Source organism: Nocardioides pacificus, assembly GCF_054775955.1.
On sequence record NZ_BAAHCI010000015.1, the window covers coordinates 456,685 to 483,139 of the forward strand.

22 protein-coding genes are annotated in these 26,455 nt (G+C 71.5%); 16 read left to right on the forward strand and 6 right to left on the reverse strand.

The genetic code is table 11. The annotated features are described in order from the left end of the window. Positions 1–147: 147 nt before the first annotated feature. A complete protein-coding gene (locus tag ACYU7L_RS20690; RefSeq protein WP_460800519.1) occupies positions 148–1,992 on the reverse strand; it encodes a hypothetical protein in 1,845 nt (614 codons plus the stop codon). Positions 1,993–2,114: 122 nt separating this feature from the next. Between ACYU7L_RS20690 and ACYU7L_RS20695 the strand changes: the two genes are divergently transcribed. The 5 genes from ACYU7L_RS20695 to ACYU7L_RS20715 are packed head-to-tail and all read left to right on the forward strand — an operon-like array spanning position 2,115 to position 6,921. Then, complete coding sequence (locus tag ACYU7L_RS20695) at positions 2,115–3,368, forward strand: cell division protein PerM (RefSeq protein WP_460800522.1); 1,254 nt, start codon at positions 2,115–2,117, stop codon at positions 3,366–3,368. A 54-nt stretch (positions 3,369–3,422) separates the two neighbouring features. After that, positions 3,423–4,049: a phosphoribosylglycinamide formyltransferase gene (gene purN, locus ACYU7L_RS20700; protein ID WP_460800524.1), complete on the forward strand. Its 627-nt coding sequence runs from the start codon at positions 3,423–3,425 to the stop codon at positions 4,047–4,049. Next, on the forward strand, positions 4,042–5,667 hold the full coding sequence (purH, locus tag ACYU7L_RS20705) for a bifunctional phosphoribosylaminoimidazolecarboxamide formyltransferase/IMP cyclohydrolase (RefSeq protein ID WP_460800526.1): 1,626 nt from the start codon (positions 4,042–4,044) through the stop codon (positions 5,665–5,667). The genes purN and purH overlap by 8 nt, the downstream gene beginning before the upstream one ends. Before the next feature lie 25 nt (positions 5,668–5,692). Continuing rightward, on the forward strand, positions 5,693–6,550 hold the full coding sequence (locus tag ACYU7L_RS20710) for a bifunctional methylenetetrahydrofolate dehydrogenase/methenyltetrahydrofolate cyclohydrolase (protein WP_460800528.1): 858 nt from the start codon (positions 5,693–5,695) through the stop codon (positions 6,548–6,550). Next, complete coding sequence (locus ACYU7L_RS20715; RefSeq protein ID WP_460800529.1) at positions 6,547–6,921, forward strand: DUF3017 domain-containing protein; 375 nt, start codon at positions 6,547–6,549, stop codon at positions 6,919–6,921. Before ACYU7L_RS20710 ends, ACYU7L_RS20715 begins: the two co-directional genes overlap by 4 nt. Positions 6,922–7,003: 82 nt before the next feature. On the opposite strand, the gene ACYU7L_RS20720 is transcribed toward ACYU7L_RS20715, so the two are convergent. After that, positions 7,004–7,993: a malate dehydrogenase gene (locus ACYU7L_RS20720; protein ID WP_460800530.1), complete on the reverse strand. Its 990-nt coding sequence runs from the start codon at positions 7,991–7,993 to the stop codon at positions 7,004–7,006. Positions 7,994–8,143: 150 nt separating this feature from the next. Between ACYU7L_RS20720 and ACYU7L_RS20725 the strand changes: the two genes are divergently transcribed. Then, positions 8,144–8,920, forward strand: coding sequence for a hypothetical protein (locus tag ACYU7L_RS20725; protein WP_460800532.1), 777 nt, complete (start codon positions 8,144–8,146; stop codon positions 8,918–8,920). Here ACYU7L_RS20725 and ACYU7L_RS20730 read toward each other — a convergent pair. Then, positions 8,909–10,174, reverse strand: coding sequence for an MIP/aquaporin family protein (locus ACYU7L_RS20730; RefSeq protein ID WP_460800534.1), 1,266 nt, complete (start codon positions 10,172–10,174; stop codon positions 8,909–8,911). The genes ACYU7L_RS20725 and ACYU7L_RS20730 overlap by 12 nt on opposite strands. Positions 10,175–10,450: 276 nt before the next feature. Between ACYU7L_RS20730 and ACYU7L_RS20735 the strand changes: the two genes are divergently transcribed. The 7 genes from ACYU7L_RS20735 (at position 10,451) to ACYU7L_RS20765 (ending at position 17,673) form a co-directional block, all read left to right on the forward strand. Continuing rightward, complete coding sequence (locus tag ACYU7L_RS20735; protein ID WP_460800535.1) at positions 10,451–12,664, forward strand: NADP-dependent isocitrate dehydrogenase; 2,214 nt, start codon at positions 10,451–10,453, stop codon at positions 12,662–12,664. A gap of 145 nt (positions 12,665–12,809) precedes the next feature. After that, positions 12,810–14,060 carry an MFS transporter gene (locus tag ACYU7L_RS20740; protein WP_460800536.1) on the forward strand — a complete coding sequence of 417 codons (1,251 nt, stop codon included), beginning with the start codon at positions 12,810–12,812 and terminating at the stop codon, positions 14,058–14,060. 41 nt (positions 14,061–14,101) lie between these two features. Then, on the forward strand, positions 14,102–14,785 hold the full coding sequence (locus tag ACYU7L_RS20745) for a hypothetical protein (RefSeq protein ID WP_460800538.1): 684 nt from the start codon (positions 14,102–14,104) through the stop codon (positions 14,783–14,785). A 33-nt stretch (positions 14,786–14,818) separates the two neighbouring features. Next, on the forward strand, positions 14,819–15,835 hold the full coding sequence (gene trpS / locus ACYU7L_RS20750; protein ID WP_460800540.1) for a tryptophan--tRNA ligase: 1,017 nt from the start codon (positions 14,819–14,821) through the stop codon (positions 15,833–15,835). Positions 15,836–15,845: 10 nt separating this feature from the next. Then, positions 15,846–16,373, forward strand: a complete 528-nt coding sequence (locus ACYU7L_RS20755) for a 2'-5' RNA ligase family protein (protein WP_460800542.1) — start codon at positions 15,846–15,848, stop codon at positions 16,371–16,373. A 17-nt stretch (positions 16,374–16,390) separates the two neighbouring features. Further along, the gene (locus tag ACYU7L_RS20760; protein ID WP_460800543.1) at positions 16,391–17,449 is read left to right on the forward strand and encodes a YihY/virulence factor BrkB family protein; all 1,059 of its coding nucleotides are present in this window, start codon (positions 16,391–16,393) and stop codon (positions 17,447–17,449) included. Then, complete coding sequence (locus ACYU7L_RS20765; RefSeq protein WP_460800545.1) at positions 17,446–17,673, forward strand: SCO4848 family membrane protein; 228 nt, start codon at positions 17,446–17,448, stop codon at positions 17,671–17,673. Before ACYU7L_RS20760 ends, ACYU7L_RS20765 begins: the two co-directional genes overlap by 4 nt. A gap of 100 nt (positions 17,674–17,773) precedes the next feature. Here ACYU7L_RS20765 and ACYU7L_RS20770 read toward each other — a convergent pair whose 3' ends face one another. Genes ACYU7L_RS20770 through ACYU7L_RS20780 form a run of 3 tightly spaced genes read right to left on the reverse strand, consistent with a single transcriptional unit; the run spans position 17,774 to position 21,216 of the window. Then, positions 17,774–18,517: a succinate dehydrogenase/fumarate reductase iron-sulfur subunit gene (locus ACYU7L_RS20770; protein ID WP_460800547.1), complete on the reverse strand. Its 744-nt coding sequence runs from the start codon at positions 18,515–18,517 to the stop codon at positions 17,774–17,776. Beyond that, positions 18,514–20,505 carry a fumarate reductase/succinate dehydrogenase flavoprotein subunit gene (locus ACYU7L_RS20775; RefSeq protein ID WP_460800549.1) on the reverse strand — a complete coding sequence of 664 codons (1,992 nt, stop codon included), beginning with the start codon at positions 20,503–20,505 and terminating at the stop codon, positions 18,514–18,516. Before ACYU7L_RS20775 ends, ACYU7L_RS20770 begins: the two co-directional genes overlap by 4 nt. 15 nt (positions 20,506–20,520) lie before the next feature. Continuing rightward, entirely contained in the window at positions 20,521–21,216 is a 696-nt protein-coding gene (locus ACYU7L_RS20780; RefSeq protein ID WP_460800551.1) for a succinate dehydrogenase cytochrome b subunit, read from the reverse strand. 175 nt (positions 21,217–21,391) lie between these two features. On the opposite strand from ACYU7L_RS20780, the gene ACYU7L_RS20785 reads away from it, so the two are divergent. Genes ACYU7L_RS20785 through meaB form a run of 3 tightly spaced genes read left to right on the forward strand, consistent with a single transcriptional unit; the run spans position 21,392 to position 26,435 of the window. Beyond that, positions 21,392–23,209, forward strand: a complete 1,818-nt coding sequence (locus tag ACYU7L_RS20785) for a methylmalonyl-CoA mutase family protein (RefSeq protein ID WP_460800553.1) — start codon at positions 21,392–21,394, stop codon at positions 23,207–23,209. Further along, complete coding sequence (gene scpA, locus ACYU7L_RS20790; protein WP_460800556.1) at positions 23,206–25,395, forward strand: methylmalonyl-CoA mutase; 2,190 nt, start codon at positions 23,206–23,208, stop codon at positions 25,393–25,395. Before ACYU7L_RS20785 ends, scpA begins: the two co-directional genes overlap by 4 nt. After that, a complete protein-coding gene (gene meaB, locus ACYU7L_RS20795; RefSeq protein ID WP_460800558.1) occupies positions 25,395–26,435 on the forward strand; it encodes a methylmalonyl Co-A mutase-associated GTPase MeaB in 1,041 nt (346 codons plus the stop codon). The genes scpA and meaB overlap by 1 nt, the downstream gene beginning before the upstream one ends. Positions 26,436–26,455: the final 20 nt, after the last annotated feature.

Genomic DNA, 26,455 nt, shown 5'->3' on the forward strand with positions numbered 1-26,455 from the left:
GCCCGGCGCGGTCCTCGGGAGAGGCGGCGCCCCGCGCTCGTCGTACTCGCGGGCCACTGACCACACGAAACTGTCACTTACCACGTGAAGGATCGCGTGGTAAGTGCGCGTTTCACACGTTAACTCGTGAAACGTGGGGCGCCTGGGTCAGTCGTTGCCGGGGCGGCCGAGCTCGGCGAGGCGCTCGCCGGCCCGCTGGGCGAGGGCGGTGAAGTCCTTCGCAGCGAGCGTCACCTTGCCGCTCGGGACGAAGCCGATCTGGGCCACGGCGTCCTGGTTGCGCACGATGGCCATCAGGAACTCCACGGTGCGATTGTCGGAGACCTCGGTCGCGACCCGCCACACGGTGGTGTCGCGGTCCTTGCCGAGCTGCTGGAAGATCTGCGAGACGTCGGTGCCCAGATCCTTGTCGTCGCAGGTGCTCATCTTGCGGCGGACCTGGTCGGCGAAGCCGCGGGCGGCCTCGGCCGAGGGCAGCACGCCCATCGTCTCGGTGAGGCCGAACTCGTCGGCGAGGCGTGCCTCGGGCACCAGGAAGTCGCGCGTCGTCCCACGGCGTACCGGGGCCTTGCTGAAGTCGGTCTCGTCGCAGCGCGTGGCGGCGACGTTGTCGGTGGCGCGGGCCGGATCGGTGCCGACCCAGGACTGGTCGATGCCGGGCAGCGGGGGCAGGTCGACCTGGGCGAGCATGCCGGGCGCCTGGCCCACGGGCACGGGCGGGACCGCCGCAGGTCGCGGCGGTGCGGCGCAGGTCGCCGTGCCGTCGGCGCCGCACATGGCGTTGACGGAAGCGGCGAGCAGGGACGACATCGACGCCAGGTCGGGTGCGCGGTCGCCTCCGACCTGCTCGACGACCGAGGTGGTCAACCGTCCTGTCCTGGCCACGCCGACGGTGATCGTCGAGGTGGGCGGGCCCCACGCGCGCACGACCAGCATCGACGCCTCGTCGCCGACGCTCGGCACGTCGTAGGTCGCCAGGACCTGGACGCGCTCGTCGAGGCAGCCGCCGAACCAGCCGACCGTGGTCCGGAACGCGTTGCGGGCGCTGCGCTCGTCGTCGGAGAGCTCCGCGACCTGCGTGACCTTGGTCCGGGGCTCCTTGGCGGGGGCCTGGCTGGGGAACCTCCGGAAGAGGGCCGCGGCTCCCTCCGGGTCCGCGAACCGCTGCTGCTGGCAGGGCAGGACCAGTCCGTTGCCGCTGGTGTTGTCGTCGGTCCGCGGCTGGCGCCAGGTGCGCGAGGGATCCACCCGGGCGACCTGCTCCGCTGTGAGCAGCCGCTCGGCATCGATCATCGGGGCACTCTCCGCGACGCCGGCGGAGGGGGCGTCGCTGCCGGTCAGGCGCTCCTCGGCCAGGGAGGGCCGGACGCCGTTGCCCTGGACCACGACCGCGCCACTGGCGATCAGGGCGACGGTGGCGACGGCGATCCCGACCAGCGTGTGAGTACGCCGCCGGGCGGTGCCGGTGCGCCGGATGACCGACGCCCGTGGCCAGGTGACGTCGTCGACCACGCGCTGGAGGGGGACGAAGAGCGTCGGCACCTCGCTGGCGAGGATGCCGCGCCGGTCGGCGACCTTGATCTGCGCGGCCCGCAGGTCCCGCTCGGCCACCTCGGGCCGGACGCCGACCTCGCGGCCGACCTCCTCGTGGGTCAGGCCCACCAGCTGGTTGAGCAGCAGGATCCGGCGGTGCTGCTGCGAGAGCTTGCCCAGGGCCTCGAGCGTGGCTCGCCCGTCGTCGTCGAGCGACTTGTCGCGGTGCAGGAGCCGGGTGGTGTGACGCCGCTGGGCGTGCGCCCAGGCCTGGGGGCGGACCCAGGCCTCGGGGTCGTCGAGCCGCGAGACCTTGCGCCAGTGGTGCCAGGCGCCGATGAACGCGTCGCGCACGGCTGCTCTCGAAGCGGGCAGATCACCGGTGAGGGAGTACGTCTGCAGCAGCAGTCGTTCCCGCGCATCGGTGTAGAACGCGTCGAAGTCGTCGGGGTGCCTCATGACCTGTCCACCGTACGTGAGCGCCGCGCGCGGAGCGAACCACCGTCCGCCCCGGCCGGACGCTCGACGGCCCGGCGTGGCAGACCGTCCGGGCCGTCGAGCCGGGTGATGATGGCGAGGTCATGACCACGAAGCTGTCGCCCCCCAGTCGCTCTGCCGTTCGTCCCGGGGACGACCGGCGGCGCCACCGCCCCCTCGCCCTGACCGCCCTCTCCGGAGGTGTGGCCGCCGCCCTGGCCACCCTGCTCGTCTGTCTCTCGCTCGGCGTGGTCGGCTGGTTCCTCACCGATGCCGGGGCCCACGGGACCTCCCGCGACGGCCTGCGCGTCGGGGCGCTCGGATGGCTGACGGCCCACGGCTCGGGCCTGACCCTCCAGGGCGTGCAGATCACGGTCATGCCGCTCGCGGTGACCGCACTGGCCGCCTGGGCGGCGTGGCGGATGGGGCACCGCGTCGGCGACGCCGTCTCCGGGCACGGACCCGACGCGGACCGGATCGCCGACGGGGAGCGCGACTGGACCGTCCCTGTGGCGGTGGTGCTCTTCGCCACGGGCTATGCGCTCGTGGTCGTCGTGACAGCGCTGCTGGCGGCCTCCGACGAGGTGGGACTCTCGGTCGGACGCGCCCTCGGGTGGGCTCTGCTCCTCACCCTGCTCCTCGGTGGGCCGGCGATCGCCGTGGGCTCCGGGCGTGCCGCCATCTGGGCCGCGGGCGTGCCCGAGTCGGTCGGGGCGACGCTGGCGGCGTGCGCCCGGATCCTCGGTGGCTTCCTGTCGGTGTCGTTCGTGCTCCTGCTCGGCGCCCTGCTGGTGGACTTGAGCGAGGCGGCCAACGTCTACGAGCGGCTGCACGCCGACGCGGGCGACGCCACGACGATCACGGCCCTCGGAGCGCTGCTGCTCCCCAACGCGACGGTCTTCTCGGGCTCCTACCTGCTCGGCCCCGGCTTCCTCGTGGGGGCACAGACACTCGTCTCCCCGGGGCTGGTCGTGCTGGGCCCGCTGCCGCTCTTCCCCCTCCTCGCCGCCCTCCCGGACGACGGGGAGACCAGCGCCCTGACCGCCTCGCTCGTGGCCCTGCCTCCGCTGGTCGCAGCGATCGCGGTGATGCGCAACCAGCGCCGGCACCCGACGTACCGCTGGGAGCAGGGGGCGCTGCGCGGCGGGGCGGCCGGTGTCCTCGCGGGCCTGTGCTTCGGGGTGCTCGCGGGCGTCGCCGGAGGCGCGGTCGGCCCGGGACGGATGCGTCTGGTGGAGCCCTTGGCCTTCGAGGTGCTCGTGCACGCCGTCCCGGCCTTCGGGCTCGGAGGGCTGGTCGGAGGGCTCGCCATCACCTGGTGGCAGCGGCGCAGCGCCCCTATCGCGTCCTCGGCCTGACCAGCGCCGGGGAGGGGTCATCGGCGCCGTCGCGCCGTCGCTAGACTGCCGCCCGTGCCCCCCAGCCCCCGCCCCGCACGTCTCGTGGTGCTCGTGTCCGGGTCCGGCACCAACCTGCAGGCGCTGCTCGACGCCGCCGCGGATGCGTCGTACGGCGTGCAGGTGGTGGCCGTCGGCGCCGACCGCGACGACATCGAGGGTCTGGCGCGCGCGGACCGGGCGGGCGTCCCGACCTTCGTGCGCAAGGTGGGCCAGTTCACCAGCCGGGAGCACTGGGACCGCGCCCTGGCAGACACCGTCGCCGCCTTCGAGCCCGACCTGGTCGTGCTGGCCGGGTTCATGAAGCTCGTCGGCCCCGAGTTCCTCGCCCGCTTCGAGCACCGGGTGGTCAACACGCACCCGGCGCTGTGCCCGTCGTTCCCCGGCACCCAGGGGCCGGCGGACGCGCTGGCGTACGGCGTCAAGGTCACCGGCGCCACCCTCTTCGTGGTCGACGCCGGTGTCGACACGGGGCCGATCGTGGCCCAGACCGTCGTGCCGGTGGAGGATGACGACGACGTCGCCTCGCTCCACGAGCGGATCAAGGTCGCCGAGCGCCGGATGCTCGTCGACAACGTGGGCCGGATGGCCCGCGAAGGATTCTCCATCTCCGACAGGAAGGTCCGGTTCGGCCGTGACTGAGCAGCAGGACGCACGCATCGAGATCCGCCGGGCACTGGTGTCCGTCTACGACAAGGACGGTCTGGAGGAGCTCGCCCGAGGGCTCCACGCCGCAGGGGTGACGCTGGTCTCGACCGGCGGATCGGCCCGACTCATCAAGGATCTCGGCATCCCCGTCACCAAGGTGGAGGACCTGACCGGCTTCCCCGAGTGCCTCGACGGCCGGGTCAAGACGCTGCACCCCACGGTGCACGCCGGCATCCTGGCCGACCGTCGCCTCGACTCCCACGTCCAGCAGCTGGCCGACCTGGGCATCGAGCCGTTCGACCTGGTCGTCTCCAACCTCTACCCGTTCACCCAGACCGTCACCTCGGGTGCCACGCCCGACGAGTGCGTGGAGCAGATCGACATCGGCGGCCCCTCGATGGTGCGCGCGGCCGCCAAGAACCACCCGTCGGTGGCGATCGTGACCTCGCCCGACCGCTACGACGACGTGCTGCGTGCCGTCGCGGCCGGCGGCTTCACCCTCGCCGAGCGGCGCGTGCTCGCGGCCGAGGCCTTCGTCCACACCGCGACGTACGACGTGGCGGTGGCGAGCTGGATGGGCAACGTGCTCACCGCCGGTCCGGAGGATGCCGCCGGCACCGCGTTCCCCGAGTGGATGGGCGCCACCTGGAACCTGGCGACTCCGTTGCGCTACGGCGAGAACCCGCACCAGTCGGCGGCTCTCTACACCAACGGCTTCCAGCGCTGGCCCGGGGTGGCCCAGGGGCGTCAGCTGCACGGCAAGGAGATGTCCTACAACAACTACGTCGACGCGGACGCGGCCTGGCGCGCGGCCTTCGACCACGGCGACCAGCCGACGGTGGCCATCATCAAGCACGCCAACCCGTGTGGCATCGCCGTGGCCGGTGAGGGCGAGGGGATCGCGGAGGCCCACGCCAAGGCCCACGCCTGCGACCCCGTCTCCGCCTTCGGAGGGATCATCGCCGCGAACCGCAACGTCACGGCCGCGATGGCCGAGACGGTCAAGGACATCTTCACCGAGGTCGTCGTGGCGCCAGGCTTCGACTCCGACGCCCTCGACATCCTCACGGCCAAGAAGAACCTGCGACTGCTCGTCGCCGACCCGCCGGCGGTGGGCGGTGTCGAGGCGCGCCCGATCTCGGGTGGGCTGCTCGTCCAGACCCGGGACGCCATCGACGCCGCGGGCGTGGACAAGGACGGCAACCCGACGGGAGACGACGCCTCCCGCTGGCGCCTGGTGGCGGGTGAGGCAGCCGACCCCGCGACCCTGGCCGACCTGCAGTTCGCCTGGCGCGCCATCCGCGCGGTCAAGTCCAACGCGATCCTGCTCGCCCGCGACGGCGCCTCGGTCGGCGTCGGGATGGGACAGGTCAACCGGGTCGACTCCTGCCACCTCGCGGTGTCGCGAGCCGGCGAGGAGCGGGCCCGTGGCGCGGTGGCCGCGTCCGACGCGTTCTTCCCCTTCGCCGACGGGCTGCAGGTGCTGCTCGACGCCGGGGTGAGGGCCGTGGTCGCCCCCGGTGGGTCGATCCGTGACGAGGAGGTCGTCGCCGCCGCGGCCGCCGCCGGCGCCACGCTGTACTTCACCGGCACCCGCCACTTCGCGCACTGATCAGCACACCGAGGGAGAACCACTCGTGACCGCACAGAAGCTCGACGGAACCGCCACCGCGAAGGCCATCAAGGACGAGCTGACGGTCCGGGTCGCCGCCCTGCGCGAGAAGGGCGTCGTCCCCGGTCTGGGCACGATCCTCGTGGGCGACGACCCGGGCTCGCGGTGGTATGTCAACGGCAAGCACAAGGACTGCGCCGAGGTCGGCATCCGGTCGATCCGCGTCGATCTCCCCGACACGGCCGGCCAGGAGGAGATCGAGGCGGCGGTCCGCGGCCTCAACGAGGACCCGGAGTGCACGGGGTACATCGTCCAGCTCCCGCTGCCCAAGGGGCGCGACGAGAACCGCGTGCTCGGCCTGATCGACCCGGCCAAGGACGCCGACGGGCTGCACCCGACGAACCTCGGCTGGCTGGTGCTCGGGCACCCCGCCCCGCTGCCGTGCACGCCGTACGGCATCGTCGAGCTGCTGCGCCGCCACGAGGTGCCGATCGCCGGGGCGGAGGTCGTCGTGGTGGGGCGCGGCGTCACCGTGGGTCGGCCGCTCGGACTGCTGCTCACCCGGCGCAGCGAGAACGCCACCGTCACGCTCTGCCACACCGGCACCCGCGACCTCGCTGCGCACGTGCGGACCGCCGACATCGTCGTGGCCGCGGCCGGCGTGCCGGGCATCGTCACCGGCGACATGGTGAAGCCGGGGGCCGCCGTGCTCGATGTCGGCGTCTCCCGCGTCGACGGCAAGCTCGCCGGTGACGTGGCCGCCGACGTCTGGGACGTCGCCGACTGGGTCTCGCCGAACCCCGGCGGGGTCGGGCCGATGACCCGCGCGATGCTGCTGTCCAACATCGTCTCCATCGCCGAGAGTGCCGCGAGCGGCTCGTGACCCCGGAGCCCGTGCCCGAGCCCTCCGAGGAGACGCCGGACGAGCAGCCGCCGGACGAGCAGCCGCCCGAGGAGGAGCCGCGCGAGGAGGAGCCGCGCCGCTATCCCCGCACCCTCGGCGGGATGCTCTACCTGGTCGTGCTCGCGGCCACCCTGGTCGGGCTGGTCATCGCCAACCGTGGCTCCTGGCGCGACGGGGTCTGCTGGATCGGCGGGGCGCTGATCTTCGCTGCGCTCGTCCGCTCGGTCCTGCGGGGACGCGACGCGGGGATGCTCGCCGTACGCAACAGGTTCGTGGACGCGATGATGATGGCGGTCGTGGGCGGGCTGCTGATCTTCCTGGCACTGACGATCCCCGACCAGCCCGTCTGATCTCGTACGCAGGGTCCGAAATGCAGGCGGCGCCCCCTGTCCGTGGACAGGGGGCGCCGTGCGTGGTGCGGGGTATCAGTCCTCAGATCAGGCCGAGGTCCGTGACGGCACTGCGCTCGTCGGCCAGCTCGGCGGTCGAGGCGTCGATGCGGGCGCGCGAGAAGTCGTCGATCTCCAGGCCCTGGACGATCTCCCAGTCACCGTTCTTGGTGGTGACGGGGAACGACGAGATGAGGCCCTCGGGGACGCCGTAGGAGCCGTCGGAGACGACCGCCATGGAGACCCAGTCGTTCTCGGCGCTGGTGGTCAGCCAGTCACGGGCAGCGTCGATGGTGGCCGAGGCCGCCGAGGCGGCCGACGAGGAGCCGCGCGCCTCGATGATGGCCGCGCCGCGCTTGGCGACGGTGGGGATGAAGTCGGACTCGATCCAGGCCTGGTCGCCCACGACCTCGGCGGCGTTGCGGCCACCGATCTCGGCGTGGAAGAGGTCGGGGTACTGCGTGGCCGAGTGGTTGCCCCAGATCGTCATCTTCGTGATGTCGGTCACCGGAGCGCCGGTCTTGGCGGCCAGCTGCGAGATCGCCCGGTTGTGGTCGAGGCGGGTGAGCGCCGAGAACCGCTCGTTGGGGATGTCGGGGGCGTTGGTCATCGCGATCAGCGCGTTGGTGTTGGCGGGGTTGCCGGTGACACCGATGCGCACGTCGTCGGCCGCGACCTTGTTGAGGGCCTTGCCCTGGGCGGTGAAGATCGCGCCGTTGGCCGACAGCAGGTCGCCGCGCTCCATGCCCGGGCCACGGGGACGAGCGCCCACGAGCAGGGCCAGGTTGACGCCGTCGAAGATCTTCTCGGCGTCGTCGCCGATCTCGACGCCGGCGAGGGTCGGGAAGGCGCAGTCGTCGAGCTCCATGACCACACCCTCGAGCGCCTTCAGCGCCGGGGTGATCTCCAGCAGCCGCAGCTCGATCGGCCGGTCGGGGCCCAGCAGCGCGCCGCTGGCGAGGCGGAACAGCAGGCTGTAGCCGATCTGACCGGCGGCGCCGGTGACGGCCACCTTGAGGGGAGTAGCGCTCACGAGGACTCCTAGCGGGAAGAATTCTGGGTGGTGTGGATCTCCGATCCGACGCTAGCAGCGGCCGCAGGGCGGGACGAGAGCGGGTCGGAGGGCGAACCGCGGCGAGGTGCCCAGCCAGCCGACCAGCCAGCCGGCTGCCATGCTGACCCGATGCATCGCCTCCGCGCCCGGGCCCTCCTCGCCGCGCTCTCCCTGGGCTGTGCGGCCCTCCTGGCAGGGTGCGGATCGGCGCCCGAGCCCAGCGACCCCACCGGCGTCGACGGCCTCCAGATCCCCACGCCCTCCCCGCAGCCCGACGACTTCGTCGAGGGAGTCGACAACCCGTGGCTGGCGCTCGAGCCGGGCACCGTCTGGACCTACGCGGTCGTCGATCCGACGTCCTCGGCCCCCCGGGAGCTGACGATGACGATGTCGGTGGGGGAGCGCACCCGCTCGGTGGCCGGGATCGACGCGACCGTCGTGGAGGAGACGCTGCTCGATCAGACGGGCGAGACCCTGGCCGAGCGCGAACGCTGGCTGGCCGAGGACGCGGACGGCAACGTGTGGCTGCTCGGTCGGAGCTCCTCGGGGGACGACGAGGACGCCTGGGGCAGCTGGTGGGCGGGCGGTGGCGCGTGGGAGGCCGGGGTCGCCGGCGCGAGGGCCGGCCTGGTGATGCCCGCCGAGCCCCGGGTCGGCGACGGCTTCCGCGAGGGGCTCGCCGACGGAGCACCCGACGTGCGGGTCCGCATCGTCGACCTCGACGCTGCGGTGGACGTCCCGGCGGGCGACTTCACGGGAGCTCTCGAGACGGAGGTGACCTCCGTTGGGGAGCAGACGGGGACCTCCACGACGTGGTACGCCGCCGGGACGGGCCTGCTCGCGGAGCAGGTCGTCGCCGGCGGCGTACGCAGGATCGAGCTGGTGTCGGTCGACTCAGTGCCCTGAGGGGCGGATCTGGGTGCGACCCTCGTCGTCATCGGGCCCGTTGGGGTTGACCGGGGGCGGGCTGAACGGCTGACCCGCGTCAGGCGCGGGCTGGCCCGGGGGGCGCTCCCACTGCTGCTCCCACTGCTGGGGCTGCTCCTGGTGCGGCTGGCCGGACTGCTCCCACTGCCCGGACTGCTCCCACTGGGCCGTCTGCTGGCCCGAGGGGTCCTCCTGGCCGGGCTGCTCGGGCTGCCACTGCTGGGCCTGCGGCTCCCACGGGGCGGGCTGGCCCGGAGCGTGTTGGCCCGGGGCGTGCTGGCCCGGGGCGTGCTGGCCGGGTGCCTGCTGCCCGGGAGCCGGCTCCCACGACTGCTGCGGGTAGCCCTGGGGCGGGACCGGACCCTGGCCCTGGCCGTAGCCGGCCCCGCCGTACTGCGCGTAGGAGTCGTTCTGGTTCCACTGCTGCTGGTAGGCGTCCGGGGCGCCGAAGCCGGGGGTCTGCTTCGGGGAGCGGGCGAAGTTCAGCCCGGAGCCGGGCACCTGCTCGCCGTCACGGCCGAAGAGCAGCGGGTAGGTGAAACCGGCGATGGCCGCGCCGAGCAGCGGAGCGAGGATGAAGAGCCACAGCTGGATGATCGAGTCACCGCCGGCGAAGAGCGCCGGGCCGATCGAGCGGGCCGGGTTGAACGACGCGCCGGTCTGGCCGGCGGCGAAGAGGGTGAGCGCGAGCAGGGTCAGACCGATGGCCAGCGGAGCCAGGCCCGGGTGCTCGTTGCGTCGGTCGGTGACGGCGAGGATCACGTAGAGGAACAGCGCGGTCAGCAGCATCTCCAGCAGGAAGGCCGCCCACCAGGCGTAGCCGTTGAAGTCGTCACCGAAGAAGGTCTGGCCCATGGCGCCCTCGGCCTCGAAGGACTCGTGGCCCTGCAGCAGCACGAAGAGGGCGATCCCGCCGACGATCGCGCCACCGATCTGGGCGCCGACGTAGATGAGGGCCTCGCGCCAGGCGATCCGTCCGGCGAGCGCAGCGCCGACCGTGACGGCGGGGTTGAAGTGTCCGCCGGACAGCCGGCCGAACGCGTAGATCAAGGCGGCGTAGAGGAAGCCGAAGGTGAGGGCGACCGACATGATGCCGCCGAAGGACTCTCCCTGCTGGGCGATGGCGAGGGTTCCCGCGCCGATCAGCACGAGGACGAACGTGCCCAGCGCCTCCGCTGCGATCTTCTGCACCAAGGTGGGGGTGTCCACCGTGGCCGATGCTGTTTCTGACATGTGTCTCAGGACCCCTTCAGGTGTTCGGGCGCGAGCGTCACCGCTCGCGTGCTGCCACCGCCCTTCCCATGCGCACGCCCCGCGAAACCAGTTCCGCTCCTCGGTCTCCCCCAGACGTGCGTTGCCAGCCGCGTTGCCGGGGCGCCGGGTGGGTGCAAGGCTGGCAGGTGTAGCACCGTCAGGTATCTTGACGTCAAGCGAAATATGCAGGCACGCACCGACGCTCCGCCTCGCACCCGAGGAGTGGCGTCCCACATTCCAGGAGTCGCCGCACCCATGGCCAAGATCATCTACACGCTCACCGACGAGGCGCCGCAGCTGGCCACCTACTCCTTCCTGCCGATCGTCGAGGCCTTCGCCTCGACCGCCGGTGTGGAGGTCGAGACCCGCGACATCTCGCTCGCCGGGCGCATCATCGCCAGCTTCCCCGAGCGCCTCGCCGAGGACCAGCGCATCGACGACGCCCTCGCCGAGCTGGGCGCCCTGGCCAAGAAGCCCGAGGCCAACATCATCAAGCTCCCCAACATCAGCGCCTCGATCCCGCAGCTCAAGGCGGCCATCGCCGAGCTGCAGCAGAAGGGCTACGACCTTCCGGACTACCCCGACTCCCCGTCCACGGACGAGGAGAAGGAGGCCCGGGCGCGCTACGACAAGGTCAAGGGCTCCGCCGTCAACCCGGTGCTGCGCGAGGGCAACTCGGATCGCCGCGCCCCCGCCTCGGTCAAGCAGTACGCCCGCACCAACCCGCACTCGATGGGGGCCTGGACCGCCGACTCGAAGACCAACGTCGCCACGATGTCGGACGACGACTTCCGGCACAACGAGAAGTCGCTGGTCATGGAGGCCGACGACACGCTGAAGATCCAGCTCGTCGCCGAGGACGGCACCACGACCGTCCTCAAGGAGTCCACCCCCGTGCTGGCCGGCGAGGTCGTCGACGCCACCGTCCTGCGCGTCGCGGCGCTGCGCGAGTTCCTGGCCGCCCAGATCGCCCGGGCCAAGGCCGACGACGTCCTGTTCTCGGTGCACCTCAAGGCCACGATGATGAAGGTCTCCGACCCGCTGATCTTCGGCCACGTCGTCGAGACGTTCTTCCCCCAGCTCTTCGCCGAGTACGGCGAGCAGCTCGCCGCCGCCGGCGTCAGCTCGAGCAACGGCCTCGGCGCCCTGCTGAACGCGGCCTCCTCGCTGCCCGACGCCGACGCCATCAAGGCCGTCGTCGACCGCGACCTCGCCGAGGGCCCGAAGCTGGCCATGGTCGACTCCGACAAGGGCATCACGAACCTCCACGTGCCCAGCGACGTCATCGTCGACGCGTCGATGCCCGCGATGATCCGCACCTCGGGCCACATGTGGGGCCCCGACGGCAACGAGGCCGACACCCTCGCCGTCATCCCGGACAGCAGCTACGCCGGCGTCTACCAGGTCGTCATCGACGACTGCCGCGCCAACGGCGCCTACGACCCCACCACCATGGGCTCGGTCGCCAACGTCGGTCTGATGGCCCAGGCGGCGGAGGAGTACGGCAGCCACGACAAGACCTTCGAGGCGCCCACCGCCGGCACCATCCAGGTGCTCGACTCGGCGGGCACGGTGCTGATGGAGCACCAGGTCGCCCCCGGTGACATCTGGCGCGCCTGCCAGGCCAAGGACGTCCCGATCCGCGACTGGGTCAAGCTGGCCGTGACCCGCGCCCGCGCCACCGGCACGCCGGCCGTCTTCTGGCTCGACGAGACCCGTGCCCACGACCGCAACCTGATCGCCAAGGTGAAGCAGTACCTCCCCGAGCACGACACCGAGGGCCTGCAGATCGAGATCATGTCTCCGGTCGAGGCGACGAAGTTCTCCCTCGAGCGGATCCGTCGCGGAGAGGACACCATCTCGGTGACCGGCAACGTGCTGCGTGACTACCTCACCGACCTGTTCCCGATCCTCGAGCTCGGCACCAGCGCCAAGATGCTCTCGGTGGTCCCGCTGATCAACGGCGGCGGCCTCTTCGAGACCGGCGCCGGTGGCTCGGCCCCCAAGCACGTCCAGCAGCTGGTCAAGGAGAACCACCTGCGCTGGGACAGCCTGGGCGAGTTCCTCGCGCTCGCGGTGAGCTTCGAGCACCTTGCGCAGACCTCGGACAACCCGCGCGCGCAGATCCTGGCCGACACCCTCGACCGGGCGACGGCGACCTTCCTCACCGAGAACAAGTCGCCCAGCCGCAAGGCCGGTCAGATCGACAACCGGGGCAGCCACTTCTACCTCGCGCTCTACTGGGCACGTGAGCTCGCCGCCCAGAGCGAGGACGCGGAGCTCGCCGCCGCCTTCGCCCAGCTCGCCGAGACCCTCGGCTCGCAGGAGGACAAGATCAACGAGGAGCTGCTCGCGGTCCAGGGCTCGCCCGCCGACATCGGCGGCTACTTCCAGCCCGACGCGCAGAAGGCCGCCGACGTGATGCGTCCCTCCGCGACGCTGAACGCGGCGCTCGCGCAGCTGGCCTGAGCGACCCGCTCCGCGCCTGACCCGACGCCCTCGTTCCGAGCACCTGCCCCTGTGGCAGGCACTCGGGGCGGGGGCGTCCGCGTCGAGCGGCTCGTGTCACACCCCAGGACGGAATAGCGTCCCCGCGCGGGTCGTTCCACGCTGAGTGCCCCCTTCCACGATCGCGCCCGAGGACATCGGCCCGACGCTGGACGGTTCCCCCCGTCGACCGGCCCACTTCGCCCTGGCCCTGCTGGCCCTGGCCACCGGCGGCTTCGCGATCGGCACGACCGAGTTCGTCACGATGGGGCTGGTGCCGGAGATCGCCGACGGGGTGGGTGTCTCCATCCCCACCAGCGGCCACATCATCTCGGCGTACGCCCTCGGGGTGGTGGTCGGAGCACCCCTGCTCGCGTTCCTCTTCGCCCGTCTGCCGCGTCGCGCGGTGCTGGTCGGGCTGATGGTCGCCTTCGCGGTGGGCAACGCCGCGAGCGCCGTGGCCCCGGACTTCGCCACGCTCGCCGGCGCCCGCTTCGTCGCGGGTCTCCCGCACGGCGCCTACTTCGGTGTCGCCTCGCTGCTCGCGGCCAGCCTCGCGACCCCCGAGCGCCGGGGTCGCGCCGTGGCCAGCGTGATGATGGGCCTGTCCGTGGCCAACGTCGCCGGCGTGCCGGCAGCGACCTGGATGGGGCAGCATCTCGGCTGGCGATCGGCCTACTGGGCGGTGACCGTGCTCGGGGCGCTCACCGTGCTCCTGGTGCTGCTCTTCGTGCCGTCGGTGGCCGGGGACCGGGCCGCCACCGGTCGCCGCGAGCTGGGCGCCCTCGCCCGCCCCCAGGTCTGGCTCACCCTCGCGGTCGGTGCCGTCGGCTTCGGCGGCATGTTCGCGGTGCTGTCCTACATCTCGCCCACGATCACGGAGGTGGGCGGGCTGACCTCCTCGGCCGTGCCCGTCTTCCTGCTCGTGTTCGGACTCGGCATGATCGTCGGGACCTGGCTGGGCGGCGTGCTCGCCGACTGGTCGGTCTTCCGCTCGCTCCTGCTCTCCTCGGTGGCCATGGGGCTGGTCCTGCTGCTCTTCGCGCTGCTCACGCCTCTCGGCTGGTGGGCCATCGGCGGAGCCTTCCTGGTGACGGTCACCGGCTCCGTCCTGGTCGTCAACCTGCAGCTGCGGCTGATGGCCGTGGCCGGCGAGGCGCAGACGCTCGGCGCGGCGCTCAACCACGCCTCGCTCAACCTCGCCAACGCCCTGGGCGCCTGGCTCGGCGGGCTCGTCATCGCTGCTGGTCTGGGCTACCGCGCACCGGCTCTGGTGGGCGCGGGCCTCTCGGTGGTCGGCCTCGCCGTCCTGCTCGTCTCCGCCGGGCTGCACCAGCGCGACGTACGGCGCGGCGCGCAGGTGTGTCCCACCGACTGAGGGGTACCCATCACTCGACGCCGACCCGAGGAGTGCGACCCATGCCCGCCCCCACGCTCGACGCGACCGCCCCCGTTCGGCTGATCGGTGCCGGCCTGCGCGGTGCCTTCACCGTCGTCGGCGCCCTGCGCACCGGCCTCGCTCACGGCCGGTCGCTGCACCCGCGCGGCCAGGTCGCCGACGCGACGCTGGTGATCGAGGCGGCCGGCGAGGAGACCGGTGTCGCCCTGCTCGACCGACCCGGCTCCCACGCCTGCCGCGTCCGCATCTCCCGCGCGGTGGGTCTGCCTGCGCCTGTTCCGGACATCTGGGGTCTGGCGATCCGCGTGCCTGACCCCGCGACCGGGCGGGATGCGGACCTGCTGGTGGCGAGCACCGGCCTCGGAGTGGCGACCCGGCACGTGCTGCTGCCGCGGATCGCCGTCGACGACGGTGCCCTCACCTCGCTGCTGCCGGTCGCGACCGCGGGCGGACCGCTGCTGCTCTCCCTGACGCCGGTCGGCGCTCCGCCCGGCGCCCACCTGCGCTTCGAGCTCTCCACGTCGCGCCCCGGTGGCGCCTGGACGCGGCGCGGCTTCCTCGAGGTCGCCGAGCCGGGGGAGGACGATCCCGAGCTGCGCTTCGACCCAGTGCGCCACGCGCCCGCCGGCGTGCGGCAGTACGGCGTGGTGCGGCGTCTGCGCGAGCCGTCCTACCCGGACCCGCCGCAGACCGAGCAGGAATGAAACAATCGCGCCATGCCCTCCGCAGCGCCCCCCATGACTGACCGCCGCCCACGCATCCTCTCGGGCATCCAGCCGACGGCCGACTCGTTCCACTTCGGCAACTACCTCGGGGCGCTGCGTCAGTGGGTGACGCTGCAGGACGAGCATGAGCCGTTCTTCTTCATCGCCGACCTGCACGCGATCACGGTCGAGCAGGACCCCAAGGTGCTGCGTGAGCGCTGCCTGCGCTCGACGGCCCAGCTGATCGCCGCCGGCGTCGATCCCGAGCGCTCCGCGATCTTCGTGCAGAGCCAGGTGCCGGCCCACGCCCAGCTCGGCTGGGTGCTGCAGTGCCTGACCGGCTTCGGTGAGGCCCGGCGGATGACGCAGTTCAAGGACAAGTCCGCCAAGGGCGGCGAGGGCGCGGCCAGCGTCGGCCTCTTCACCTACCCGATCCTGCAGGCCGCCGACATCCTGCTCTATCGCCCGCACTTCGTGCCGGTGGGCGAGGACCAGCGCCAGCACCTCGAGCTCACCCGCGACCTGGCCCAGCGGTTCAACCACCGCTACAAGAAGACCTTCCGGCTCCCCGAGCCCTACATCATGAAGGCCACGGCGAAGATCACCGATCTGCAGGAGCCCACCGCCAAGATGTCGAAGTCGGCGTCGTCGGCGGGCGGCATCATCGACATGCTCGACGACCCCAAGGTCAGCGCCAAGAAGATCCGCTCCGCGGTCACCGACTCCGAGGCAGTGGTGCGCTTCGACCCGGAGAACAAGCCCGGCGTGAGCAACCTGCTGACGATCTTCTCTGCGCTCACCGGCCGCGAGGTGACCGCCCTCGAGCAGGAGTACGAGGGACGCGGCTACGGCGACCTCAAGAAGGACCTCGGGGAGGTCGTGGTCGACTTCGTGACGCCCTTCCGGGACCGCACCCTGGAGCTGATGGCTGATCGCGGCGAGCTCGACAAGGTCCTGCGCCAGGGCGCCGAGAAGGCCAACGCCGTCGCCGAGTCCACCCTGCGCGACGTCTACGACCGGGTCGGTTTCGTGCCGCTCGTGGCGCAGTAGGGTCGTCCGCGTGCCCACCATCGGAGTAGCCCTCGCCCTGCCGGAGCCCTGGGCGCAGCAGCTCCAGGACTACCGGACGTCGATCGGCGACGCGACCGCGGCCAAGATCCCGACGCACATCACCTTGATCCCCCCGACCGAGGTGCCCGACGAGCAGTTCTCGGCGGTGGTCGAGCACCTGCGCGAGGTCTCCGCGCAGCGACACGGCTTCCGGGTGCGGCTGCGGGGCACGGGGACCTTCCGGCCGGTCTCGCCCGTGGTGTTCGTGATGGTCGCCGAGGGAATCTCCGAGTGCGAGCAGCTCGCGATCGCCGTACGACGCGGGCCGCTGGCGGTGGACCTGGACTTCCCCTACCACCCGCACGTCACCGTGGCCCATCACCTCTCCGACGAGGCCCTGGACCGGGCGTTCGAGGAGCTCGCCGAGTTCGAGTGCGTCTTCGAGGCCCGCCAGTTCCACCTCTACGTCCACGATGCCGACGTGGGCTGGAAGCCCACGGAGGACTTCCCCCTCCGCGCGCCCTCACCCACGACGTGACCTCGGTCTGCTGAGCCATGAGCGACCTGGCGAGCCGCGCCTCCCGGAGGCTGGAGACGGCACGGCTGCGTCGCCCGCTGGTCGACCATGCCGTGCGGATGGTGCAGCACTACCTGGCGGTCAAGGGCAACGTCCTGGCCGGCAGCATCACCTACTACGGCTTCCTGTCCTTCTTCCCGATCCTGGCTCTCTCGTTCTTCGTGGTCGGGTTCGTGGCGAAGGCCTACCCCGAGGTCCGCATCGACCTCGTCCGCGCGCTCAACGAGGTGCTGCCCGGGATCCTGGGCCCCGACGAGGGTGACCTGTCGCTCGCCGACATCGAGGACGCGGCCGGCGCGGTCGGGCTCGTGGGATTCGTGGCCGGGCTCTACACCGGGCTGGGTTGGCTCTCGGCGATGCGCAACGGCCTGCGAACGGTCTTCGAGCTCCCCGACGACGAGCAGCCCAGCTTCGTGGCCGGCAAGCTGCGCGACCTGCTCACCCTGGTCGTGGTGGGCGCGGCGCTGCTGCTCAGCGTGACGGTGTCCGGCTTCGTGCGCGGGTTCTCGGAGCAGGCCCTCGAGCTGGTCCGCCTGGGCACGGAGCTCGCGCCGCTGCTGCTCGTGCTCACCATCGTGATCGGCGTGGCCGCCAGCGCCCTGCTGTTCTACCTGCTCTTCCGGCTGCTGGCCGACTCCGACACCCCGAGACTGTCACTGTGGAAGGGCGCCCTGCTGGGAGCCCTCAGCTTCGAGCTGCTCAAGGAGCTCTCCGGGCTGCTGCTTGCCAGCACGCGCGGCCAGCCGGCCTTCCAGGCGTTCGGGATCGCCCTGATCGTCGCGGTCTGGATCAACTACTTCTCGCGGGTGGTGCTCTTCGCCGCGTCGTGGGCACACACCGCGAAGCGGGCGCGCCTGCGCCGCGAGCGGGAGCAGGAGCGTGAGGCGGCCCGCATCGCCGCCACCCGGGTCGAGCTGCGCAAGCTCCCCGGCCCCCGGGGCCCCTCGCTGGCCGAACGGGGCAAGATCTTCGCGGCCGGAGGGGCCGCGACGCTGGCGCTGGTCGCCATCCGCCGTCGAAAGGATCCCCACCCGTGAGGTTCGAACGCAAGCACGCGATGCTGCTGCTGGCCGTCGCCGCCTGGAACGTCTTCTCCTTCGGCAACTTCGCCAGGAACCTGCTGGAGGCCTACCAGGCAGGGGAGGAGCGGGCGACCGGCTACTGGGTCGCGCACACGGTGCTGATCGTCGTGAACTTCGCGATCGCGGCGGCGCTGGGGGCACTGGGGCTCAGGGCCTGGCGGGCGACGCGCACGGAGTGAGCCCGCACGGCGTGAGGCCCAAGGCGTGAGGCCCACGTGACGACAGAGCCGCCCGGAGTCGAGGACTCCGGGCGGCTCGTGTGTCGTGCTGCGGGTCTGCTCAGAGACCGTGCTTCATCGCGGTGCGCAGGTCCCGGTTGAGCTGGGAGATCACGTCGAGCGGGATCCCCTTGGGGCAGGCGGCGGTGCACTCACCGATGTTGGTGCAGCCACCGAAGCCCTCGTGGTCGTGCTGGGCCATCATGTTGACGACGCGGGTGTCGCGCTCCGGCTGCCCCTGGGGGAGCTCGCCGAGGTGGGTGATCTTCGCGCCGACGAACAGCGAGGCCGACCCGTTGGGGCAGGCGGCCACGCAGGCGCCGCACCCGATGCAGGTGGCGGCGTCGAAGGCCCGGTCGGCCTTGTTCTTCGGCACCGGCGCCGCGTGCGCGTCGGGAGCGGATCCGGTGTTGACGGAGATGAAGCCGCCCTGCTGGATCATCCGGTCGAGCGCCCCACGGTCGACGACGAGGTCCTTGAGCACGGGGAACGCGTCGACGCGCCACGGCTCGATGGTGATCTCGTCACCGTCCTTGAAGGAGCGCATGTGCAGCTGGCACGTCGTGGTGACCTCCGGGCCGTGCGCCTGGCCGTTGATCATCAGGCCGCACGCGCCGCAGATGCCCTCGCGACAGTCGGAGTCGAACGCCACAGGGTCCTCGCCCTTGGCGTTGAGATCCTCGTTGAGGACGTCGAGCATCTCGAGGAACGACATGTCCTCCGAGACCTCGTCGACCGCGTAGGTCTGCATCTTGCCCGGCGACGAGGAGTTGGGCTGGCGCCAGATGTTGAGGGTCAGTCTCACTTGTAGCTCCGCTGCTTCATCTCGATGGCTTCGTAGACCAGGTCTTCCTTGTGCAGGACGGGCTGGCCGTCATCGCCACCCCACTCCCACGCGGCGACGTACGCGAAGTTGGCGTCGTCGCGCAGTGCCTCGCCGTCCTCGGTCTGGGACTCGGCACGGAAGTGGCCGCCGCAGGACTCGCGGCGGTTGAGGGCGTCGACGCACATCAGCTCACCGAGCTCGATGAAGTCGGCCACGCGGCCGGCTCGCTCGAGGGACTGGTTGAGGCTGTCCGCGGTGCCGAGCACCTTGACGTTCTTCCAGAAGTCCGCCTTCAGCGCCTGGATCAGGCCGATGGCCTTCTTCAGGCCCTCCTCGGTCCGCTCCATGCCGCAGTACTCCCACATGATGTTGCCGAGCTCGCGGTGGTAGCTGTCGACGCTGCGGGTTCCGTTGGTGCTGAGGAACTGAGCGATGCGCGACTCCACGGACTGACGCGCCTCGACGACCGCCGGGTGGCTCTCGTCGATCTTGTCGAACGGCGCGTCCGCGAGGTAGTCGCGGATCGTGTTGGGGAGCACGAAGTAGCCGTCCGCGAGGCCCTGCATCAGCGCCGAGGCGCCGAGGCGGTTGGCTCCGTGGTCGGAGAAGTTCGCCTCGCCCGCGACGAAGAGACCGGGCAGGTTGGACGCCAGGTCGTAGTCGACCCACAGCCCGCCCATCACGTAGTGCACGGCGGGGTAGATGCGCATCGGCGTGGTGTAGGGGTCCTCGCCGGTGATCTGCGCGTACATGTCGAAGAGGTTGCCGTACTTCGCCTCGACCGCGTCCTTGCCGAGCCGGCCGATCGCCTCGGCGAAGTCGAGGTAGACACCCCGACGCACGCCGTCGACCTCGGGGCCGACGCCGCGGCCGTCGTCGCACATGTTCTTGGCCTGTCGCGACGCGATGTCGCGGGGGACCAGGTTGCCGAAGGAGGGATAGATCCGCTCCAGGTAGTAGTCGCGGTCCTCCTCGGCGATGTCACGCGGGTCCTTGGTGCAGTCCTCGGCGCGCTTGGGCACCCAGATCCGACCGTCGTTGCGCAGCGACTCGCTCATCAGCGTGAGCTTGGACTGGTGGCTGCCGGCGACCGGGATGCAGGTCGGGTGGATCTGCGTGTAGCAGGGGTTCGCCATCAGCGCGCCCTTGCGGTGCGCACGCCACGACGCGGTGACGTTGGAGCCCATCGCGTTGGTGGAGAGGAAGAAGACGTTGCCGTAGCCGCCGGTGGCGAGCACGACCGCGTCGGCCAGGTGGGTCTGGATCTCACCGGTGACCATGTCGCGCGCGACGATGCCGCGAGCCTTGCCGTCGACCATGATCAGCTCGAGCATCTCGTGGCGGGTGTACTGCGTGACGGTGCCGGCCTTCACCTGGCGCTCCATGGCCTGGTAGGCCCCGATCAGCAGCTGCTGACCGGTCTGGCCGCGGGCGTAGAACGTGCGGGAGACCTGCACGCCGCCGAAGGAGCGGTTGTCGAGCAGTCCGCCGTACTCGCGGGCGAAGGGGACGCCCTGGGCGACGCACTGGTCGATGATGTTGGCGCTCTCCTCCGCGAGCCGGTAGACGTTGGTCTCCCGGGCGCGGTAGTCACCGCCCTTGACGGTGTCGTAGAAGAGACGCTGGGTGGAGTCGCCGTCCTCCTTGTAGTTCTTGGCGGCGTTGATGCCGCCCTGTGCGGCGATCGAGTGGGCACGACGCGGCGAGTCCTGGTAGCAGAACGACTTCACGACGTAGCCGGCCTCGCCCAGCGTGGCGGCGGCGGCGCCGCCGGCCAGGCCGGTGCCGACGATGATCACCGACATCTTGCGGCGGTTGGCGGGGTTGACGAGGCGAGCCTCGAACTTGCGCCGGGACCACTTCTCGGCGAGGGGCCCGGCGGGTGCCTTGGTGTCGGCGATCGGCTCGCCCAGGGTGAAGTACCCGGCTGCATCAGACACGAGGTCGGAGTCCTTGAGTGTTGTCATGGATGGAATCAGCCCTTAGTCGACGAGGCCGACGAGAACGGCCAGGGGAACGAGGGCGAACCCGCCGGCGATGATGACCGCGACGGCCACGCCGGCGAAGTTGGCGCGGGCGCGGGACCTGGCGGTGTTGGTGTAGCCCAGGGTCTGGCACGCGCTCCACACGCCGTGGCGCAGGTGCATCCCGAGGGCAGCCAGGGCCAACAGGTAGATGAGCGTCACCCACCACTCCTGGAACGACTCCACCACGTTCGAGTACGGCGAGTCGTAGTCGCCGGCCGGGTTGATGGTGTGCGTTGTCAGGTGGAGGATGTGGAACACCACGAAGAACAGGAGGGCGACACCGCCCCACCGCATCATCCGCGAGGAGAGGGTCGCTGCCACCGCCTTCTTCATGACGTACTTGGTCGGTCGTGCCTTCTTCGCCCGCGCCCACAGCTGGAACGCCGCGTAGGCGTGTCCCACCAGGGCAGCGATGAGGAGGACGCGCATCGCCCACAGCAGACCGCTGTAGGGGAGCATGGGCTCGCCGAAGGTCCGCAGGTGGTGGGCGTACTCGTCGAACGCCTCCTGCCCGTTGAAGACCTTGAGGTTGCCGTACATGTGCAGCAGGAGATAGCCGACGAAGATCAGGCCACTGACGGCCATCAGGATCTTCAGCGCGATCGTGGATCGCGTCGACCGGCTGCCGTTTACGAGAGTCGGGGTTGCCACAAGAGGTCACCGTACCGGCACTTGGCGGTGGCTGGGGGTGCGGACCCTGTGACTTATGCCTTGTTACCCGTCGGTCAATGTCGTCCGACCCGCCGGCCGGGACCAAAGGCACCAATCGTCCCGCGTGGATTCGGACCCGTCACGGACCCCGCGCGGGCTGTTCTATCCTGCCCACATGACCTCTGGCTCCGAGCAGGACCGACTCGCTCTGGCGTCTCCCGAGGATCGGCACACCGCGGCGGACTGGGAGAAGATCACCGCCGCCGTGCTGCGCAAGTCGGGACGGCTCCGAGACGAAGACTCCGATTCCACTGTGTGGGACAAGCTGTCCCGCACGACCCTCGACGGGATATCCGTCGCCCCGATCGGGACCGCCGAGGCGGTCGAGGGGCTCCCGGCCCTCGGCGACGCCGGCGCGGCCCCGTTCACGCGGGGCCGGGTCGTGACCCGCCCGGAGACCGGCTGGGACATCCGTGTGCACGTCGACGGTCCGGCGGCCAAGGCCGCCAACGAGTCCGTGCTGGTCGACCTCGAGAACGGCGCCACCTCGCTGTGGGTCGGCATCGGCGAGGGCCTCGCGGCCGGCGACCTCGACACCGTGCTCGACGGCGTGCTGCTGGACCTGGCGCCGGTGGTCCTCGATGCGCCCGGTGACCAGGTGGGTGCCGCCGAGGCCCTGCTGGCCGTGCTGCGCGAGCGGGGCGTCAGCCCTGCCGAGGGCACCAACCTCGGCGCCGACCCCGTCGCCGCCGCGGTGCGGGCATCCCTCGACGTCGACCTCTCCGCGCTCGCCCGCATCGCCGAGCTCGCCCGTGAGGCGGGTGTCCTGGGCCTGGTGGTCGACGGGACCGCCGTGCACGACCGCGGGGCCTCCGAGGGCCAGGAGCTGGGCTACAGCCTCGCCGTCGGGGCGGCGTACCTCCGGGCGCTCGAGGCGGCCGGCATCGGCGTCGATGACGCGCTCGGTCTGATCGAGTTCCGCTACGCCGCCACCGACGAGCAGTTCCCCACGATCGCCAAGCTCCGGGCCGCGCGCCGCCTGTGGGCCCGGGTGGCCGAGCTGAGCGGAGCGTCCGCCGACGCCGGCGGCCAGCGCCAGCAGGCGGTCACCAGCCGCCCGATGATGAGCAAGTACGACCCCTGGGTCAACATGCTGCGCACCACCGTCGCCACCTTCTCCGCCGGTGTCGGGGGAGCGGAGGCGATCACGGTGCTGCCGTTCGACTCGACGCTCGGCGTCCCCGACGCGTTCGGCCGCAGGATCGCCCGCAACACCTCCTCGCTGCTGATCTCCGAGTCGCACGTCGCGAAGGTGACCGACGCGGCCGGCGGCTCCTACGCCGTCGAGAAGCTGACCGACGACCTCGCCCGCGTGGCGTGGGAGGAGTTCGGACGCATCGAGGAGGCCGGAGGCATCGCCGCCGCGCTGGCGGACGGATCCCTGCAGGCGCGCATCGACGAGGTCGCCGCCCGCCGCGACAAGGAGATCGCCCGGCGCAAGCGCCCGATCACCGGCGTGAGCGAGTTCCCGAACCTCGACGAGGTGCTGCCCGAGCGCGAGCCGCACCCGGCCGCGAGCGCCGTACGCCGCTACGGGGCGCCGTTCGAGGCGCTGCGCGACGAGCCGGCCACCACGCCGGTCTTTCTCGCGACCATGGGCACGATCGCCTCGCACACCGCCCGCGCGACCTTCGCCACCAACCTGTTCGCCGCCGGCGGCATCCGCGTGGAGCTCGCCGGTGCGACCGACGGGGTCGCCGACGTGCTGGCCTCCTACGCCGGTCAGCCGGTGGTGTGCCTCGCCGGCGCCGACAAGACGTACGCCGCGTGGGCCGGCGAGCTGGTCTCCGCGCTGCGCGAGGCGGGCGCCCGCTGGATCATCCTGGCCGGCAAGCCCGAGTCCGTCGGTGACGGGCTCGCGGTCGACGACAGCTGTTCGATCGGGGTCGACGCACTCGCGTTCCTCACCCGCACGAGGGAGAACCTGGCATGAGTATTCCGAAGAGCTTCGCGGGGCTCCCGCTCGAGGGGGAGAGGGCCGTCACCGGCTCGGCAGGCGAGAAGCCGGCCGTCGAGTCGGGGACCGCGCCGTGGCCCTCACCCGAGGGCATCGACATCCTGCCGGTCTACGGCCCCGAGCACCTCGAGGGCCTCGACGCCCTCGACACCTGGCCGGGCCTCACGCCGTTCCTGCGCGGGCCCTACCCGACGATGTACACGACCCAGCCCTGGACCGTGCGTCAGTACGCCGGCTTCTCCACCGCCGAGGCGTCCAACGCGTTCTACCGCCGCAACCTCGCGGCCGGTCAGAAGGGGCTGAGCGTCGCCTTCGACCTCGCGACCCACCGCGGCTACGACTCCGACCACCCCCGGGTGCGCGGCGACGTCGGCATGGCGGGCGTGGCGATCGACTCGATCTACGACGCCCGCACCCTCTTCGACGGCATCCCGCTGGACGAGATGTCGGTGTCGATGACGATGAACGGCGCCGTGCTGCCGGTCCTGGCCCTCTACATCGTGGCGGCCGAGGAGCAGGGGGTGAAGCCGGAGCAGCTCACGGGGACCATCCAGAACGACATCCTCAAGGAGTTCATGGTCCGCAACACCTACATCTACCCGCCGCTGCCGTCGATGCGGATCATCTCCGACATCTTCAGCTACACCTCGGCGAAGATGCCGCGCTTCAACTCGATCTCCATCTCCGGCTACCACATCCAGGAGGCCGGCGCGACCGCCGACCTCGAGCTGGCCTACACGCTGGCCGACGGCGTCGAGTACATCCGGGCGGGCCTGGCGGCCGGCCTCGACATCGACAAGTTCGCGCCGCGGCTGAGCTTCTTCTGGGCGATCGGCATGAACTTCTTCATGGAGGTCGCCAAGATGCGCGCCGCCCGGGCCCTGTGGGCGCGGCTGGTGCGGGAGTTCGACCCGAAGAACCCCAAGTCGCTGAGCCTGCGCACGCACAGCCAGACCTCCGGCTGGTCGCTCACCGCCCAGGACGTGTTCAACAACGTCCAGCGCACGGCGATCGAGGCGATGGCCGCGACCCAGGGGCACACCCAGTCGCTGCACACCAACGCCCTCGACGAGGCGATCGCGCTGCCGACCGACTTCTCGGCCCGGATCGCGCGCAACACCCAGTTGCTGCTGCAGCAGGAGTCCGGCACGACCGGGATCATCGACCCGTGGGCAGGCTCCTACTACGTCGAGAGGCTCACCCACGACCTCGCCGAGAAGGCCTGGGCCCACATCCAGGAGGCCGAGGCCGCCGGCGGCATGGCCAAGGCCATCGAGCAGGGCATCCCCAAGATGCGCATCGAGGAGGCCGCGGCCCGCACCCAGGCCCGGATCGACTCCGGTGCGCAGAAGGTCATCGGCATCAACACCTACCGCCTGGCTGCCGAGGACAAGCTCGACGTCCTGCGCGTCGACAACGACGACGTCTACCGCCAGCAGGTCGCCAAGCTCGAGCGGCTGCGCGCCGAGCGCAACGACGACGACGTACGACGCACGCTGGAGGCGCTGACCAACTCGGCCGCGGCCGGCCACCAGGAGGGGGGCTCGCTGGACGGGAACCTGCTCAAGCTGGCCGTCGACGCCGCTCGGGCGAAGGCGACCGTGGGTGAGATCTCCGAGGCGCTGGAGAAGGTCTATGGCCGCCACCAGGCGGTGATCCGTACGATCAGCGGCGTGTATCGCGACGCCTCCGCCGACGCCTCCGACGGCAAGCTCGCCGCCGTCCTCGAGGCAACCGAGAAGTTCGAGGAGGACGAGGGGCGCCGTCCCCGCATCCTCGTCGCCAAGATGGGCCAGGACGGTCACGACCGCGGACAGAAGGTCGTGGTGACGGCCTTCGCCGACATGGGCTTCGACGTCGACGTGGGGCCGCTGTTCTCCACCCCGGAGGAGGTCGCGCAGCAGGCGATCGACGCCGACGTGCACGTCGTCGGTGTCTCATCGCTCGCCGCGGGCCACCTCACGCTGCTGCCTGCGTTGAAGGCAGCCCTGGCCGAGCAGGGCCGTCCGGACATCATGATCGTGATCGGCGGGGTCATCCCGCCCGACGACGTCCAGACGCTCAGGGACATGGGGGCCGCCTCTGTCTTCCTGCCCGGCACGGTGATCGCGGAGGCCGGTCTCGAGCTGCTCGAGAAGCTGTCGGCGCAGCTCGCCGACTGATGGCCGAAGCCTCCTCCCGGCGCTCGCGCGCCGTCGACGTGGCGGCCCTCCTCGCGGGGATCCGTGAGGGGCGCCGCGCCGACGTCTCCCGCGCGATCACGCTGGTCGAGTCCTCGCGCCCCGACCATCGCGCCGCGGCGCGCGAGCTCCTCGCCGACCTCACCCCCGACGCCGGGGGAGCGATCCGGGTCGGCGTCTCCGGCGTGCCCGGCGTCGGCAAGTCCACCTTCATCGAGGCGCTCGGCAGCGAGCTGACCGCTGCGGGCCAGCGGGTCGGTGTGCTGGCGGTCGATCCCTCGTCGGTGCGCACGGGAGGCTCGGTGCTCGGGGACAAGACCCGGATGGCGCGCCTCGGGGCCGACCCGAACGCCTACATCCGGCCCTCGCCGTCGGCCGGGACGCTCGGCGGTGTCGCGCGCGCCACCACCCAGGCGATGATCGTCCTCGAGGCCGCGGGCTATGACGTCGTGCTGGTCGAGACCGTCGGCGTCGGGCAGTCCGAGGTGACCGTGGCCGGCATGGTCGACACGTTCCTCTTCCTCACGCTGGCTCGCACCGGCGACCAGCTGCAGGGCATCAAGAAGGGCATCCTCGAGATCGCCGACGTGATCGCGGTCAACAAGGCCGACGGCGACCGGGAGCAGGAGGCGCGCGGCGCCGCCCGGGAGCTGGCCGGCGCGCTCCGGCTGGTGCACGGCAGGGGGGAGTGGGCGCCGCCGGTCGTCACCTGCTCGGCCCTGGAGGGCACCGGCGTGAGCGACCTGTGGGAGCGGGTGCTGGCCCATCGCGAGCATCTCGGCGACGAGGGGCTGGCGCACAAGCGCGCCGGTCAGCAGCTGGACTTCACCTGGGCCCTGGTCCGCGACGAGCTCGACCAGCGGCTGCGGCGCTCGGCCGCCGTGGCCGCCGTCCGTGACGAGGTCCACGAGGCGGTGCTGGCCGGCGAGATGGCGGCTCCCGAGGCCGCCGACCGGATCCTGGCGGCGTACGACGCGGGGACGCGGGGCCAGGGGGAGACGGCAGTGGAAACGCACGGCTGACGACCGCTGAACTAGAGTTG

Excerpts from the sequence above, each read along its gene's own strand:
- scpA (WP_460800556.1), top strand. The coding sequence starts at position 23,206 with ATGAGTATTCCGAAGAGCTTCGCGGGGCTCCCGCTCGAGGGGGAGAGG.
- ACYU7L_RS20690 (WP_460800519.1), bottom strand. The coding sequence starts at position 1,992 with ATGAGGCACCCCGACGACTTCGACGCGTTCTACACCGATGCGCGGGAA.
- ACYU7L_RS20775 (WP_460800549.1), bottom strand. The coding sequence starts at position 20,505 with ATGACAACACTCAAGGACTCCGACCTCGTGTCTGATGCAGCCGGGTAC.
- meaB (WP_460800558.1), top strand. The coding sequence starts at position 25,395 with ATGGCCGAAGCCTCCTCCCGGCGCTCGCGCGCCGTCGACGTGGCGGCC.
- trpS (WP_460800540.1), top strand. The coding sequence starts at position 14,819 with ATGACTGACCGCCGCCCACGCATCCTCTCGGGCATCCAGCCGACGGCC.
- ACYU7L_RS20735 (WP_460800535.1), top strand. The coding sequence starts at position 10,451 with ATGGCCAAGATCATCTACACGCTCACCGACGAGGCGCCGCAGCTGGCC.
- ACYU7L_RS20730 (WP_460800534.1), bottom strand. The coding sequence starts at position 10,174 with ATGTCAGAAACAGCATCGGCCACGGTGGACACCCCCACCTTGGTGCAG.
- ACYU7L_RS20725 (WP_460800532.1), top strand. The coding sequence starts at position 8,144 with ATGCATCGCCTCCGCGCCCGGGCCCTCCTCGCCGCGCTCTCCCTGGGC.
- ACYU7L_RS20695 (WP_460800522.1), top strand. The coding sequence starts at position 2,115 with ATGACCACGAAGCTGTCGCCCCCCAGTCGCTCTGCCGTTCGTCCCGGG.
- ACYU7L_RS20745 (WP_460800538.1), top strand. The coding sequence starts at position 14,102 with ATGCCCGCCCCCACGCTCGACGCGACCGCCCCCGTTCGGCTGATCGGT.
- ACYU7L_RS20760 (WP_460800543.1), top strand. The coding sequence starts at position 16,391 with ATGAGCGACCTGGCGAGCCGCGCCTCCCGGAGGCTGGAGACGGCACGG.
- ACYU7L_RS20785 (WP_460800553.1), top strand. The coding sequence starts at position 21,392 with ATGACCTCTGGCTCCGAGCAGGACCGACTCGCTCTGGCGTCTCCCGAG.